This window comes from Pseudomonas mucoides (assembly GCF_015461845.1).
Taxonomy (GTDB): Bacteria; Pseudomonadota; Gammaproteobacteria; order Pseudomonadales; family Pseudomonadaceae; genus Aquipseudomonas; species Aquipseudomonas mucoides.
Genome location: NZ_JACOPW010000002.1, coordinates 1,317,128 through 1,331,141, shown reverse-complemented (window position 1 = coordinate 1,331,141; position 14,014 = coordinate 1,317,128). Strand labels below are relative to the sequence as shown.

The following is a 14,014-nucleotide window of genomic DNA, read 5'->3' as shown; positions in this document are numbered from 1 at the left end:
TTATCCCAATGACTTCTTGTAGCGGCCTTCGATCATCCGGTTCCACGACAGCATGATCAGCAGGTTGAGCACCAGCAGCGCTACGGCAATCGCCGCGCCCATCGGCCAGTTCAGCTCCGACAGGTACTGGTCGTAGATCAGCGTGGCGACCATTTTCAGGCGACGCCCGCCCAGCAGGCCGGGGATCGCAAATGAGCTGGCGGCGAGGCCGAACACGATCAAGGTGCCGGAAAGAACGCCGGGCATGATCTGCGGCAGAATCACCTGGCGCATCACCGTGAAGTGACTGGCGCCGAGGGACATCGCGGCTTGTTCGGCGGCCGGGTCGAGTTTCTGCAGTGAGGTCCAGACCGGAATGATCATGAACGGCAGCATCACGTGGACCAGCGCAATCACCACCGCAAACGGCGTGTACAGCAGCTTCATCGGCGAACCGCCGAAGGCTTGCAGGGTTTGATTGACCAGGCCGTCGGCGCCGAGCAGCAGGCTCCAGCCGAACGCGCGCACCACCACCGAAATCAGCAGCGGCGTGAGGATCAAGATCAGAAAGATCGAACGCCACGGCGCGCCCATGCGGCTGAGGATGTAAGCCTCGGGCACGCCGATCACCACGCACAGCAGGGTGGTCAGGGCGCTGATCCACATCGTGCGCAGAAAGATTTCGTAGAAGTACGGGTCGCCCAGCAGGCTGCTGTAGTGACTGAGGGTGTAGGCGTCGCTCTTGATCCCCGAGCTGTAGTCGAAGACGTTGAACGACAACACCAGCGTCAGTAGCAGCGGGATGGCCAACAGGCTGATGTACAACGCCAGGGCCGGTGCCGACAACAAGTAGCCCTGACGCCCCTGGCGAACGGCGGCCAACGTACTCATGCCGACACCTCGTCGACCGTCAGCACCCGCAGCAACTTTGCATCCCAGTCGAGGCCGACCGCCGTGCCTTCGTTCAGCGGCGTCGAGCCGTCGTTGCGACGCACCACACTGATGTCACCCAAGGCCGTGGAGACGCCGTATAACCATTGGCTTCCTAGGAAGAAGCGGCTGGCAATCTTGCCTTGCAGACGCCCGTGATCTTGTTCGCGCAGATCGATTTTTTCCGGGCGCAGGCTCAGGGTCAGGTCGCCGCCACTGCGCACCTGCACCACGCCGGCACTGTCACGCTCGCCGGGCAGCAGGTTGGCTTTGCCGACGAAGCCGGAAATGAACTCGGTGCGCGGATGTTCGTAGAGGGTGTAAGGCGCGTCGATTTGCGTGATGCGCCCGGCTTGCATCACCACCACGCGGTCGCTGATGGACAGCGCTTCGGATTGGTCGTGGGTGACCATCAGCGTGGTGATCCCGACTTCGCGCTGGATGCGGCGGATTTCGAACTGCATCTCTTCGCGCAGGTTGGCATCGAGGTTGGACAGCGGCTCGTCGAGCAGCAACACCGGCGGCTCGATCACCAAGGCCCGGGCCAGTGCCACACGCTGGCGCTGACCACCGGAAAGCTCGCGGGGATAACGCTCGGCGTGTTGATCCAGGCGCACCAGTTTCAACACCCGGGCCACGCGTTGCTGCAACTCGGCGGCGGGCACTTTGCGCATCCGCAGGCCGAAGGCGACGTTGTCCTTGACGGTCATGTGCGGGAACAGCGCGTAACTCTGGAACACCACGCCCAGTCCACGGCTGGCGGGTTTGGCGTGAGTGATGTCGCGGCCGTCGAGCAGGATGCGACCGCTGGTGACTTCGACGAAGCCGGCGATCATTTGCAGGGTGGTGGTTTTGCCGCACCCGGACGGACCGAGCAGGGACACGAACTCGCCTTTCTCTACCGAGAGGTTAGTGGCGACGACGGCGTCGATCTCACCGTAACGTTTGCCGAGTCCTTCAAGTTGCACAAAAGCCATGACTGCGCTCCACCTGAGATTGTTATGCGTCACCCGAAGGCGCGCTTTTTTGTATGGGCAGATACGAAAAGGTCTTGCGGGGTGCGTTGGCGCTCGACTGGAGTCGGCTGCCGCTGTTGTTCGAATCGCCCCTGTGGACGCAGATTAGGACGAAGACTAGGATGGGCTCAATGGCCTATTTCACTGAAGCGATGACTATTTTCGATTTCATTCAATGAGTAAATTTATTGTCGAGAAACCACATGTCAAATTCCACTGAGCGGAATGAAAACAAAAATGAAGTCGGTGTCGGTGCGGTCTCCCGATTGTTTGCCGTGTTGCGCAGCCTCGGTGACACCGTCGAGGGCGGGGAGCGCGTGACACAACTGGCGCAGCGCATCGGCTTGTCGCAACCGACCACGCACCGTTTGTTGCGCAGCCTGATGGACGAGGGCATGGTCGAGCAGGATGTGCGCAGCAAACGTTATCGCCTGAGCCTGGATTTTTTTGCCTTGGCGGCGCGAGCGGGCAATACCGGCAACCTGCGTGAACTGGTGCGGCCGTCGTTGCTGCGGCTCTCGGCGTCGTTGGGGGATTCGTTGTTTTTACTGGCGCGCAGCGGTTTTGACGCGATCTGCCTGGACCGCAGCGAAGGGCCGTTTCCGATCCGCACGTTCACCGGCGATATCGGCGGGCGCGTGGCGCTGGGCGTGGGCCAGGGCAGCCTGGCGATTCTGGCGTTCCTGCCGGAGGAGGAGCGCGATACGGTGATCCACTACAACTTGCCGCGACTCAAGGATTTCCATTTGTACGACGAAGTGTTCCTGCGCTCGGAGGTCGAGAACGTGCGTGCGTTGGGGTATGCGGGGCGCAACACCGGTGTGCTGCAAGGCATGGCCGGGGTGGCGGTGCCGATTCTGGATCGAGAGGGGCGGGCGGTGGCGGCGTTGAGCGTGGCGACGGTGAGTGACCGGCTGGGGCCGGATCGATTGCCGACGGTGGTGGAGATGCTCAAGCGCGAAGCGGCGATGATCGGGCCGCGGATTAATCCATTCGATCCGCTGCTGCGCCGGCCTTCACAGGTGTTTGGGCAGGGCTGAACAGATCGCTGAACCCCTTGCAGGGGTGAGCCTGCTCGCGATGAGGTCGGTACATCCAGCATTGCTGTTGACTGACCCACCGCTATCGCGAGCAGGCTCACTCCTACCGTTGATTGGGAGGGGCAGGTTTTGTGATCGACGCCGAATCCCTTTAGGTGGTCAGAACTGCTCCGTTTGCTTGAGCATCTGCGCCGTCGGCGTGTCGCTCGGGCTGACCATCGCGTAGTTGTAGCCGCTGCCGGACCAATATTCGGCCTGCAACTCGCCATCGCTGCGACTGCCTCGCGGCAGGAAAATGTTTTTCGGTCCCGGTGGGCGCACGTAGAAGCTGATCTTGTGCCCGCCCTGATCCTCGTAAACCACCATCGCCGCCGGCCCTTGTTCGGTGCTGAGCAAACGGCCGCTGACCGGTTTGAAGCCTGCGCTCGACAGGTCCGGCAGGCGATTGGCGCGGGTGAAATAACGGTCGAGCCAGCCCTGCATGTCGCCATCGTCGCTGACCGTGTAGTCGGCCGGCAGAATGCCCTGCTGGGCGATCAGCCGGTAAGCCTGCAGCGCATCGGTCATCGGCAGCGGGGGACTGGGCAGGGTCATTTGGCGCGCTTGCCAGCCGCTCAACCCACCGACGCTGACGGCAATCAACAGCACCGCTGCACTGGCCAGATGACGACGCGACTGGCGTTTGAGACGCTGGCGAATCAGTGCCGGGTCGAGGTCCGGGTTGGCGGTGTGGTGCAGGGCGCCGCTCATGGCTGCGCGCAGTTGTTGGGCGTCGTGCTGCCAGGCGCGCACTTGCGCGGCCGTTTCCGGGTGGCTGGCCAGATACGTTTCCACCAGACGTCGGTCGGCGTCGTTGAGTTGGTGATCGACGTAGGCGTGCAGGTCACGCTCGCTCGGGGGCATGCTGATCATTTGAGTATCCGCAAAGATGGGCTGATGATTTCGCCGTCGCTGAGCTGGCGCAAGGCCTGGCGGGCGCGGGACAGGCGGGACATCACGGTGCCGGTGGGGACGTCGAGAATCTCGGCGACCTCTTTATAACTCAAACCTTCCACCGACACCCAAAGCAGCAGGGCGCGCTGTTCGGTGGTGAGTCGGTCGAAGGCTTGCAGCGTCGATTGAGCAATCACCGTGCGTTCGACCGAGGGCTGTGCGTCGTCACGCCCGGTAAAGAATTCGAGCATCCGCGCATAGCGCCGGGAACGGCGGTGGGCATCCAGAAACTGCCGGTACAGTATCGAAAACAGCCAGGCGCGCAAGTCGCCTTCGGGGCGTTTGTCCGCCCAACTCGACAGCGCTCGTTCCAGACTCGACTGCACCAGATCGTCGGCGCTGCTGGGATTGCGCGTCAGCGACACGGCGAAGCGCCGGAGCCTGGGAATGATTTCTCTGAGTTGTTCGTCGATATCGTTCATGGGAAAGGGCGGGTTCTGAGTCAGTGAAGGGCGGCAGTGACAAGGAAGACGCCGTCTGACGCAGGTTATTCCCTCTGCCGTAAAAGAAAATCCCACGGACTGTTTTTTGTAGGACTTTTCTTCATTGGTTGTAATCCTGTAATTGCGTCAAGCGTCGTGGCTCAACCCTCGTAACAAGCGCAAGCGGCATTCCGTCCAGCCAGTCAGTCGGCTCGGCGCCACCGTCCGGTCTTGAGCTTGAACATAGAGCCCGATGAGATTTTTGACATGCAAGAGCACGCAATCACCCTCAAACCCGCAGTGGCCTGTTCGCCGATGCCTGCGCCAGCTGTGGATCATGACCTTTGGCAGACATTGGGCCGTGGGCCGACGGTCAAGCCCGCGTTCTCCTTGATTCATCACGCAATCGAAGCGCAAGCCGTGACCCATCCACAAGGTATTGCGGCCCTTTGGCAAGGTGAATCCATCACCTACAACGAATTGAACAGGCAGGCCAATCGACTGGCTGCCGTGTTGATCAGCCAGGGCGTCAAGCCCGGTGATCACGTTGCCCTGTTCGTGGAACGCTCGATCCCCATGCTGGTGGGCATGTTGGCCGTATTGAAGGCGAGCGCGGCCTACATTCCCCAGCACGTGGGGATCACCCCCACGACACAATTGCGCCACATCATGGAGGTTGCCGCCACGCGTCTTGTGCTGACGCTGTCGAATCTTGAGTCGCAGATTCCCCTGACAGCAGCGCAGCACTGCATATGCCTTGATGATTTCATGACAGCCCCGACCACCTCATCGGACGAAGTGAACGTGGCCGGTACGCCGTCAACGATCCCGGATCTACTGTGCTTCCTGTTGTTCACCTCCGGCACCACCGGGCAGCCCAACGGGGTTCGGGTTACCCACCGCAATGTCTGCAATATTCTGCTGACGGAACCGGGCAACCTCGGCATGAAGCCTGGGTTCAAGGTCGGGCAGATGCTGAACATCGCCTTCGATATGGCCGCGTGGGAGATTCTGGGTTGCCTGGCCCATGGCGCGACGTTGATGATCCGGGGCAAAGACATTGCTCAGACCGCCGAGCAATGCGACGTACTGATCGCCACGCCGTCGATTCTCGGCACACTCGATCCCGCGCGTTGCCAACAGGCCAAGGTCGTGGCCGTTGCCGGCGAGCCGTGCCCACAGCCACTGGCCGATCACTGGTCGTCGTTTTGCACGTTTTACAATGCCTGCGGCCCGACCGAGACCACCATCGTCAACACCATGCAGCGGTATCAGGCCGGCAGGCCCCTGACCATCGGCAAACCCACGCCCAATAACACGGTATACGTACTCGATGAAGACGGTCGACCGTGTGCCACTGGGGTGCAAGGGGAAATGTGGGCGGGCGGGGATTGCGTAACGGCGGGTTACCTGGGGAATGCGGCGCTCACCGCCGAACGTTATCGACCCGATCCATTTCTGGGTCAGGACCGGATGATGTTTCGGACTCGCGACCTGGGGCGCTGGACGGAGGAGGGCGAGCTCGAACACTTGGGACGCGTTGATGATCAGGTCAAGGTGAGGGGCTTTCGGGTTGAGCTCGACAGTGTGTCGGCGGTGCTGGAGTCATGCGACGCCTGCGAGCGAGCGGTTACGCTGAAACTCGACAGTCGTCATCTGGTGGCCTTCGTCAGCCCTGCGTCCACCGACATCGAAGCGGCGCGACGTCGCTGTGAGGCGCGCCTCGCCTATTATTGCGTCCCTTCGTTGATCATCGCCGTGGACCACATTCCCCTGACTTCACGGGGTAAAGTCGACAAGCGGCGGCTGCTGGCCCAGGCGCAGCAGGCCAACCTTGATGCCAACGCTGTATCGAGGGTGAGCGCATGAGCGCCGCTCGCGGTTTACCCGCCAAGCGTGCGCTGTGGCGACGCCTTGGAACGCTGCCGTGGTTTTCCCATTACAACCGGCTTGTGGCACTGGTCCTGATACTCAATGGTGCCGCGCTGGTGCATGGATTGAACGCCGGGCAATGGTGGACATCCACCGGTATTGCCCTTGAAACGCTGGCGGGGCTGGTAGTGGCGAATCTGTCGATGGCGATTTTGATCCGCCAGCAATACGTCATCAATCTGCTGTTCTGGCTGGCCACCCGGGCCCCCACCCATTGGCCACTGATGATTCGTCGCTCATTGGCCAAGGTCTATCACTTGGGGGGCCTGCACAGTGGCGGAGCCTTGGCCGCCATGGGTTGGTTCGTGGCGTTGCTGGGCTCATTGGGTTGGCATTGGATTGACGGCAAAGGTGGCGTTTCGACCGCGCTGCTTTGGGTGAATGCAGGGCTGTTGGGGGTGTTGCTACTGGTGGCGACCATGGCGCATCCGTGGATTCGTTCGCGTTTCCACAATGGGTTCGAGCGAACTCACCGCTTCGGTGGCTGGGCCGCACTCGTCATGTTTTGGGGCTCGACCCTTCTGTTTGCTCGTGATCAGAACCCGCAAGTGCCGCTGCAAGAGGTGCTGGCCACCTCGGTGCCCTTCTGGATGCTGATGGTGCTGACGTTCAGCATTGCGTTGCCATGGTTGCGTTTGCGCAAAGTGCCGGTGCAGTTACTCAGGACTTCATCCCACGCCGTCATTGCCCGGTTCGGGCATGTCACGCCGTTTGCCGGTTCGTCCAACGCCATCAGTCTCAACCCGCTGTTGGAATGGCATTCGTTTGCCAACATTCCCACGCCGGGGGAGGCCGGTTTTCGGCTGATCATTTCCCGGGCCGGGGACTGGACCGGCGAATTCATCGAGCAAATGCCAACTCATGTCTGGGTCAAAGGCATTACCACCGCTGGCGTGGCGCACATCGAAACCCTGTTCAAGTCGGTGGTGTATGTCGCCACCGGCAGCGGTATCGGCCCGGTGCTGCCCCATCTGCTCGCAAGGCAAGTGCCGATCCATCTGATCTGGTCGACCCGCAACCCACGAAAAACCTACGGTGACGAGCTGGTGGAGGAAATTCTTCAGGCCCAGCCCGATGCCTTGATCTGGGACACCGATGTGCTCGGCAAACCCGATCTGGTGCAACTGGCCTATGACGCGGTTCAAGCGTTCGGTGCAGAGGCCGTGATCTGCATTTCCAACCAGACACTGACTCAGCGAGTGGTCGAGGAAATGGAGAGTCGAGGCATTCCAGCCTACGGCGCGATCTGGGATTCCTGACGTGAGCGCTGGCTATTAACCCTTCAACTATTTTGCAAAGAGGTCACCATGCACACATTGATCGAACATCATGATCGAGTCGTCTTGATTCGTCTGAACCGCCCGCAAGCCCGGAACGCCCTGAGCGATGAGGTCATGCGCGAATTGCTGGACACCCTGCAACGGTTGGATCGGGATCCGGGGGTGGGGTGTTTCGTCCTGACCGGTACCGTGGACTATTTCGCGGCGGGTGCCGACATCAAGGAGATGAGCCAAAAGTCCTATCTGGACATGGTCCACGAGGATTATTTTGCCGGGTGGGAAGCCTTTGCCACGTTACGCACCCCCACGCTGGCCGCGGTCGCCGGTTATGCGTTTGGTGGCGGCTGCGAGTTGGCGATGATGTGCGACTTGATCTTTGCGGCCGATACGGCGCGATTTGCTCAACCGGAAATTAAACTGGGCGTGATGCCCGGCATGGGCGCCACCCAGCGTCTCACGCACCTGATCGGAAAATCGAAAGCCATGGACATGATCCTGACCGGCCGCTCGATGTCTGCCCAGGAGGCCGAGCGGGCAGGGCTGGTGTCGAGAGTCATTGCCGCCGCCGACCTGCTGGAAGAATCCCTGGCGGCGGCGCAGACCATCGCCGGTTTCGCCAAAACCGCCACCATGGCAGCGCGCGAAGCGGTTGATCGCGCGCTGGAGCCTGGATTACGCGAAGGCCTGTTGCACGAGCGAAGGGCGTTCCATGGGTTGTTTGCAACCCCCGGGCAAAAAGAAGGCATTCAGGCTTTTCTCGATAAACGTGAGGCATGTTTTAACCCTGCCTGATGGGGTTTGAGTATTCGTCGCTCGCGACGCTTTGAAAGAAACTACAGTTCAGGGGGAATAATCCTACGTGACGTTCGTCTCATAGCTCCTTCCCCCTGTGGCCGATGGCCCTGGAGTCTTTCATGGTTGATCGCTCAACACCGCCAACCGGGCCCACCCGGCCACCGCTGAGTGGCGCAAGCCTGACGTTACGCCTGACCGGCATTGCCGTGGTGGTCGCCGCGTTGGCCGGGGCCTTTGCCTACGTCAACGGCACCTTTGACCCACAACGTCTGACACCGAAAAAACTGATCAATGTGCTGGAAACCAACAACGGCGTGCACCCGGGTTTCCGGCGCAATCACGCCAAAGGCGTGTGCGTGATCGGCCATTTCGAAAGCAGCAGTGAAGCGCGCAATTATTCCAGTGCCCAGGTGTTCAGCGAAGCACAGACCCCGGTGGTCGGGCGGTTCGCATTGCCCGCCGGCAATCCTTACGCGCCTGACAGCGCCGTGCCGATTCGCAGCATGGCGTTGCGATTTACCCAGGCCAACGGCCAGCAGTGGCGCACCGGGATGAACAGCATGCCGGTGTTCCCGGTGGGCACGCCTGAAGCGTTCTATCAATTGCAGCAAGCCCAGTCGCCGCTTCCCACCACCGGTAAACCTGATCCGGCGGCGGTCCCGGCATTCTTCGGCTCCCATCCGGAAGCGGCGCCGTTCCTGGCCTGGATCAAAACCGCCAAGCCGTCGGCCAGTTATGCGACCGAGACGTACAACAGCGTCAATGCGTTCTACCTGGTGAATGCGGCCGGTCAACGCCAGGCAGTGCGTTGGAACATGGTGCCGGTGGCACAGGATGCCGCGGGCGCCACAGCACCTGAAGGCAGCGATTTTCTGGAGAAAGACCTGGTTCAGCGCTTGTCGGCCGGACCGTTGCGTTGGCAGTTGATGATCACGCTGGCCAACCCGGGGGACCCGGTCAACGACGCCAGCAAGGCCTGGCCCGATGGTCGCAAAGTGTTGAACGCCGGCACGCTGGTCCTTGAACGTACCCAGCCGCAACTCAATGGCGAGTGCCGTGACATCAACTACGACCCGCTCGTGTTGCCCCGCGGTATCGAAGGTTCCGACGACCCGTTGCTCGCGGCTCGTTCAGCCGGTTACGCCAGTTCCTACTTGCGCCGCACCAGTGAAGTCAGTCAGTTGCCCGCCGCTAAACAGGAGGCTCAACAATGAGCGCCCAACCGAACCATTTCGCGCCATTGGCGCGGCTGCTGCATTGGCTGATGGCGCTGATGATCATTTCGATGCTGTTTATCGGTGCGGGGATGGTGGCTTCGGTGTCCGAGCGCCATGAGTGGTTGATCCATCTGCACAAACCGTTGGGCATTGCGATTCTGCTGCTGGTGATCGTGCGTTTGTTCGTGCGCTTTTCCACCCGACAACCGCCGTTGCCGGCCGATTTGCCGAGCTGGCAGGCGCTGGCAGCCAAGGCCTCGCACGTCTTGCTGTATGCCTTGATGTTCGTGTTGCCGTTGCTCGGTTGGGCAATGATTTCGGCGGCGGGTGATCCGGTGATGCTCAGCAACTCGTTCCAGTTGCCATCGATCCTGCCGGCCAATGCGCAGGTGTTTGCGTTTTTACGCAAGGCGCATGGGTATTTGGCGTATTTGCTGTTCTTGACCGTGCTGCTGCATTTGGCGGCGGCGTTGTTTCACGGCTGGGTGCGGCGCGATGATGTGCTGGACAGCATGTTGCGGGGCAAGGACCGCGGCTGATCCCTGTAGCAGCTGGCGCAGCCTGCGTTCGGCTCATGTAGCCGCTGTCGAACGCAGCCTTCGGCAGCTGCTACATGAGCCGAACGTACAGGATTCGGGTGATCAGCGCAGGGTGTCGATCATGTCGGCGACGGTGGTCAGCACGTCCTTGCCCAATTGCTTGGAGCGCTTGCCGGACCAGCCTGTCAGCGCATTCGGAGCATCGTCGTTGTCCTTGAACGGCATCTCCAGGGTCAACGACAGGCAGTCGAATTTCTGACCGACGCTGTTGCAGGCCAGGGTCATGTTGGCTTTTCCCGGCTCGTCGCGGGTGTAGCCGTGCTTGGTCTGGAAATCCTTGGTCAGGTGTTTCAGATGGCTGCGGAAATGCTCTTCGAGTTTTTCGATGCGCGGCGTAAAGCCCGGGTTGCCTTCGCAGCCAGCGGTGAACACGTACGGGATTTCTTCATCGCCATGGATGTCGAGGAACAGGTCGACGCCATATTTTTCCATCTGCTGTTGCGCGAACAGCACTTCCGGGCTGATCTCCTGGCTGGCGCTCTGCCAGGCACGGTTCAGGTCCTGGCCCATGGCGTTGGTGCGCAGGTGACCGTGGAAGGCGCCGTCCGGGTTCATGTTCGGGATCAGGTACAGGTCGGCGCTGGCCAGCAGTTTGTTCAACACCGGGTCGTCGTGCTTTTCCAGGCGCTCGATCACGCCTTCCATGAACCATTCGGCCATGTGTTCGCCAGGGTGTTGCTGAGCGATCATCCAGACCTTGCGCCGGCCTTCGGCACCGGTACCTTTGCGCAACAACTGAATGTCGCGCCCTTCAACACTCTTGCCGGTCGCCAGCAGCTCGGTGCCGGCCTTGGTCAGTGCCTGTTCGATCAGCCAGTCATGACGGCCACGGCTGTAAGGTTCGAAATAGGCGAACCAGGCGTGAGTAGCGGTGGCCTCGAGGCTGAAGCGCAGGCAGTCGCCTTCGAAGATAGTCGGTACGCGGAACCAGTTGACGTGGTCGTACGACGCAACAGCCTGATAACCGTCCCAGGCTTTGTTGTACGAGGACTTGCTGGCGTTGTTCAGGCGAAACCAGTGCTCTTGACCGACGTGCAGACCGCTGGCCTTGAAGTGGAACCACTGGAAGTGCGGGCTGCGGGTGTCAGGTTTGATGGCCAGCAGCGCTTGAAGCGGGTTGCTGATATCCAGCACTTCAATGTTGCCGCTGTCGAAGTTTGCACTGATGTCGAAGGAAGATTTGGCCACGGTCATAGTCGGTTCCTGAATATGATTGTATGGCTGCTACTTTACACGCTGGAAAGGGATTAGGCGGTTGGAAAAATCGCCCCTGGTGAAACCGTCATCGGCGTGTATAGATCACCATCAGGACGGCCCCCTGCACCGAGCCCGCACTGTGTGCCGCGTTCGGAGCGCGGCAACAGTAGTCGCCGACGTTCAGTGTGCGGTCCTGGTCGTAGAAGGAGCCTTGCAAAACGAACAGTTGTTCCAGCTCGCCTTCATGGGTATGACTGGCGACTTGGGCGCCAGGGTCGACTTTCATCAGCATGGTTTTTTCGCCGCGTTCGCTGTCCTCGAACAGCGGCTTGATCCAGAAGCCTTCAGCCTTCGTCGGCAACCAGTCATCCATTGAGGACGAATAATAAAGAGAGCCTTCAACCGGTCCCTGGATGCCGTTTTTCCCGGCAATTTTCCATGAGGGTGTTTCATCGCTTGGCATGTTTTTCACCTGGGTTCGTTTACAAGTCCTTCACCAGTCTCAAGGCATCGTAGATCGCGGCGTGGGTGTTGCGCGCAGCCACGGCATCGCCGATGCGGAACAACTGAAATCTGCCGTCCGGGTTGGTCACCACCTGTTGTGGGTTGCCAACGATCAGGTCCTGATGTTCGATCACACCGCCGTTGCTGGAAGCGGATTTCAATTCGAAATACAGTTCGTCCAGCGGTCGGGTGCCGTGGTTGACCACCACTTGATCGACGCGTCGGACCTTGCGCGCACTGCCGTAATCGCTGTCTATCGTTGCCAGCAGATCCTGCCCCTCGCGCTCGACTGCGAGCAGCCTGAAGGTGACGGTGAAGGTGGTATCCAAAGCTTGCAGCGAGCGCATGTACGGCACCAGATTCATTGCCATGACTTCCGGCGCGAAGGTCCGGTCCGGCGTCATGATTTCGACTTTTGCGCCACTTCTGGCGATGAATTCGGCAGCTTGCAGCGCCGCATGATCACCGGCGTCGTCGAACAGCAGGACATTGCGCCCGGGTTTCACATCCCCGGCAATAATGTCCCAGGTGGAGACCACCAGATCATTGCCTGTCGAGAGAATCTCGGTATGGGGCAGGCCGCCGGTGGCGATGATCACCACGTCCGGGTTTTCGTCGTGGACGGTGCTGGCCTCGGCCCAGGTATTGAAACGAAAACTGACGCCACGTGCCAGGCACTGGGCCATGCGCCACTCGACGATGCTGATCATTTCCCGTCGGCGTTCCGATTGCGCGGTGAGCCGAACCTGACCACCGGCCTGATTGGCGGCTTCGAACACCACCACCTCATGGCCGCGCTCGGCCGCCACTCGCGCCGCTTCCAGCCCGGCGACGCCAGCCCCGACAATCACAATCTTGCGTTTGCTCGCCGCCTTGGGAATGTCATGGGGCATGCTGGTTTCGCGGCCGGTGGCCGGGTTGTGAATGCAATAGGCAGCACCGCCCTGATAGATCCGGTCCAGGCAATAATTGGCGCCGACACAGGGGCGAATATCGTCTTCGCGACCTTCGATAATCTTGCGCACGATATGCGGATCGGTCATGTGCGCGCGGGTCATGCCCACCATGTCGATCTTGCCCGAAGCGATGGCATGGCGGGCGGTGGCCACGTCTGGAATCTTCGCCGCGTGAAAGGTGGGGAAGTCGGTGGCGGCGCGAATTTCTCCCGCGAAGTCCAGGTGCGGTGAATTGCGCATGCCCTGGATCGGAATCAGGTCGGTCAAACCCGCGTCGGTGTCGATGTGGCCGCGGACAACATTGAGAAAGTCCACCATGCCGCTGTCTTTCAAGCGCCTGGAGATGTCCAGCCCATCCGCCGCGGTCAGCCCGCCGGGCGTCAATTCATCGCCGGTATAACGCACGCCGACGATGAACTCGTGGCCGACGCGCTGGCGAATGGCGCTGAGGATGTCGAAGGTAAAGCGCAGCCGGTTGTCGATGGAGCCGCCGTAGGGGGCATCGAGGTCGTTGGTCAGTGGCGACCAGAATTGATCCATCAGGTGCCCATAGGCTTGCAGCTCAATGCCGTCCAGACCTGCAAACTTCATCCGTTCGGCGGCGTCGGCATAGTCCTTGATGATGCGTTCCACATCCCAGTCTTCCATCTTCTTCGGGAAGGAGCGATGGGAGGCTTCGCGCTCGAACGAGGGTGACACCACGGGCAGCCAGTCGCCCTTGTCCCAGCGCGTGCGCCGGCCCAGGTGCGTCAACTGGATCATGACGGCCGCGCCATGTTCGTGGCAGGCGTCACTCAGGTCGCGCATCCAGCCGACCACCTCGTCCTTGTAGGCCAGGATGTTGTTGAACACCGGCGGGCTGTCCCGGGAAACCGCAGCGGAGCCTGCGGTCATGGTCAAGGCCACGCCGGCCTTCGCCCGTTCCACGTGGTAGGCGCGATAGAGCTCCTTGGGCATGCCGTCCACGGGATAAGCCGGTTCGTGGGCGGTGGTCATGATGCGATTTCGTAAAGTCAGGTGCTTCAACTGATAGGGCTGGAGGAGCGGATCATTCAGCATCGTCAAGACTCTCCGAAAGCGGGCAAGGACCTGCGTTGAAATTACGTTAGGGTGAAATGTACACCTGTGTCAACACTATGGACACAGGTGTACAT

General features: G+C 60.7%; 13 protein-coding genes. 6 read left to right on the top strand and 7 right to left on the bottom strand.

The window, feature by feature from the left end:
- Together H8F22_RS14805 and H8F22_RS14800 are read right to left on the bottom strand one after the other, a co-directional pair.
- Positions 1–870 carry an ABC transporter permease gene (locus H8F22_RS14805; RefSeq protein WP_059182559.1) on the bottom strand — a complete coding sequence of 290 codons (870 nt, stop codon included), beginning with the start codon at positions 868–870 and terminating at the stop codon, positions 1–3.
- Positions 867–1,886 carry an ABC transporter ATP-binding protein gene (locus tag H8F22_RS14800; RefSeq protein ID WP_027925047.1) on the bottom strand — a complete coding sequence of 340 codons (1,020 nt, stop codon included), beginning with the start codon at positions 1,884–1,886 and terminating at the stop codon, positions 867–869. The genes H8F22_RS14805 and H8F22_RS14800 overlap by 4 nt, the downstream gene beginning before the upstream one ends.
- Before the next feature lie 242 nt (positions 1,887–2,128).
- On the opposite strand from H8F22_RS14800, the gene H8F22_RS14795 reads away from it, so the two are divergent.
- Positions 2,129–2,965: an IclR family transcriptional regulator gene (locus H8F22_RS14795; protein WP_194940372.1), complete on the top strand. Its 837-nt coding sequence runs from the start codon at positions 2,129–2,131 to the stop codon at positions 2,963–2,965.
- Between the two features lie 159 nt (positions 2,966–3,124).
- On the opposite strand, the gene H8F22_RS14790 is transcribed toward H8F22_RS14795, so the two are convergent.
- Both H8F22_RS14790 and H8F22_RS14785 read right to left on the bottom strand, forming a co-directional pair.
- The gene (locus H8F22_RS14790; protein ID WP_027925049.1) at positions 3,125–3,877 is read right to left on the bottom strand and encodes an anti-sigma factor family protein; all 753 of its coding nucleotides are present in this window, start codon (positions 3,875–3,877) and stop codon (positions 3,125–3,127) included.
- Positions 3,874–4,380 carry an RNA polymerase sigma factor gene (locus H8F22_RS14785; protein ID WP_027925050.1) on the bottom strand — a complete coding sequence of 169 codons (507 nt, stop codon included), beginning with the start codon at positions 4,378–4,380 and terminating at the stop codon, positions 3,874–3,876. Before H8F22_RS14785 ends, H8F22_RS14790 begins: the two co-directional genes overlap by 4 nt.
- Positions 4,381–4,695: 315 nt before the next feature.
- Here H8F22_RS14785 and H8F22_RS14780 point away from each other — a divergent pair, with 315 nt between their 5' ends.
- From H8F22_RS14780 to H8F22_RS14760, 5 genes are all read left to right on the top strand, one after another.
- A complete protein-coding gene (locus tag H8F22_RS14780) occupies positions 4,696–6,249 on the top strand; it encodes an amino acid adenylation domain-containing protein (protein WP_050590226.1) in 1,554 nt (517 codons plus the stop codon).
- A complete protein-coding gene (locus tag H8F22_RS14775; protein ID WP_027925052.1) occupies positions 6,246–7,571 on the top strand; it encodes a ferredoxin reductase domain-containing protein in 1,326 nt (441 codons plus the stop codon). The genes H8F22_RS14780 and H8F22_RS14775 overlap by 4 nt, the downstream gene beginning before the upstream one ends.
- A 48-nt stretch (positions 7,572–7,619) precedes the next feature.
- Positions 7,620–8,384 (top strand): enoyl-CoA hydratase-related protein, encoded by a 765-nt coding sequence (locus H8F22_RS14770; RefSeq protein ID WP_194940370.1) that lies wholly within the window; start codon positions 7,620–7,622, stop codon positions 8,382–8,384.
- Positions 8,385–8,506: 122 nt separating this feature from the next.
- Positions 8,507–9,601 carry a catalase family peroxidase gene (locus H8F22_RS14765; protein WP_194940369.1) on the top strand — a complete coding sequence of 365 codons (1,095 nt, stop codon included), beginning with the start codon at positions 8,507–8,509 and terminating at the stop codon, positions 9,599–9,601.
- Entirely contained in the window at positions 9,598–10,143 is a 546-nt protein-coding gene (locus tag H8F22_RS14760; RefSeq protein WP_027925055.1) for a cytochrome b, read from the top strand. The genes H8F22_RS14765 and H8F22_RS14760 overlap by 4 nt, the downstream gene beginning before the upstream one ends.
- Positions 10,144–10,245: 102 nt before the next feature.
- Here H8F22_RS14760 and H8F22_RS14755 read toward each other — a convergent pair whose 3' ends face one another.
- The 3 genes from H8F22_RS14755 to H8F22_RS14745 form a co-directional block, all read right to left on the bottom strand.
- Entirely contained in the window at positions 10,246–11,397 is a 1,152-nt protein-coding gene (locus tag H8F22_RS14755; RefSeq protein WP_027925056.1) for a M14 family metallopeptidase, read from the bottom strand.
- A gap of 88 nt (positions 11,398–11,485) precedes the next feature.
- A complete protein-coding gene (locus H8F22_RS14750) occupies positions 11,486–11,863 on the bottom strand; it encodes a cupin domain-containing protein (protein WP_194940368.1) in 378 nt (125 codons plus the stop codon).
- 19 nt (positions 11,864–11,882) lie between these two features.
- The gene (locus H8F22_RS14745; RefSeq protein WP_027925057.1) at positions 11,883–13,919 is read right to left on the bottom strand and encodes an NADH:flavin oxidoreductase; all 2,037 of its coding nucleotides are present in this window, start codon (positions 13,917–13,919) and stop codon (positions 11,883–11,885) included.
- Positions 13,920–14,014: the final 95 nt, after the last annotated feature.

Bases quoted from the DNA above. Each gene is read 5' to 3' on its own strand.
- H8F22_RS14750 (WP_194940368.1), bottom strand. From the start codon at position 11,863: ATGCCAAGCGATGAAACACCCTCATGGAAAATTGCCGGGAAAAACGGC.
- H8F22_RS14775 (WP_027925052.1), top strand. From the start codon at position 6,246: ATGAGCGCCGCTCGCGGTTTACCCGCCAAGCGTGCGCTGTGGCGACGC.
- H8F22_RS14785 (WP_027925050.1), bottom strand. From the start codon at position 4,380: ATGAACGATATCGACGAACAACTCAGAGAAATCATTCCCAGGCTCCGG.
- H8F22_RS14745 (WP_027925057.1), bottom strand. From the start codon at position 13,919: ATGCTGAATGATCCGCTCCTCCAGCCCTATCAGTTGAAGCACCTGACT.
- H8F22_RS14780 (WP_050590226.1), top strand. From the start codon at position 4,696: ATGCCTGCGCCAGCTGTGGATCATGACCTTTGGCAGACATTGGGCCGT.
- H8F22_RS14805 (WP_059182559.1), bottom strand. From the start codon at position 870: ATGAGTACGTTGGCCGCCGTTCGCCAGGGGCGTCAGGGCTACTTGTTG.
- H8F22_RS14795 (WP_194940372.1), top strand. From the start codon at position 2,129: ATGTCAAATTCCACTGAGCGGAATGAAAACAAAAATGAAGTCGGTGTC.
- H8F22_RS14800 (WP_027925047.1), bottom strand. From the start codon at position 1,886: ATGGCTTTTGTGCAACTTGAAGGACTCGGCAAACGTTACGGTGAGATC.
- H8F22_RS14755 (WP_027925056.1), bottom strand. From the start codon at position 11,397: ATGACCGTGGCCAAATCTTCCTTCGACATCAGTGCAAACTTCGACAGC.
- H8F22_RS14760 (WP_027925055.1), top strand. From the start codon at position 9,598: ATGAGCGCCCAACCGAACCATTTCGCGCCATTGGCGCGGCTGCTGCAT.
- H8F22_RS14765 (WP_194940369.1), top strand. From the start codon at position 8,507: ATGGTTGATCGCTCAACACCGCCAACCGGGCCCACCCGGCCACCGCTG.
- H8F22_RS14770 (WP_194940370.1), top strand. From the start codon at position 7,620: ATGCACACATTGATCGAACATCATGATCGAGTCGTCTTGATTCGTCTG.
- H8F22_RS14790 (WP_027925049.1), bottom strand. From the start codon at position 3,877: ATGATCAGCATGCCCCCGAGCGAGCGTGACCTGCACGCCTACGTCGAT.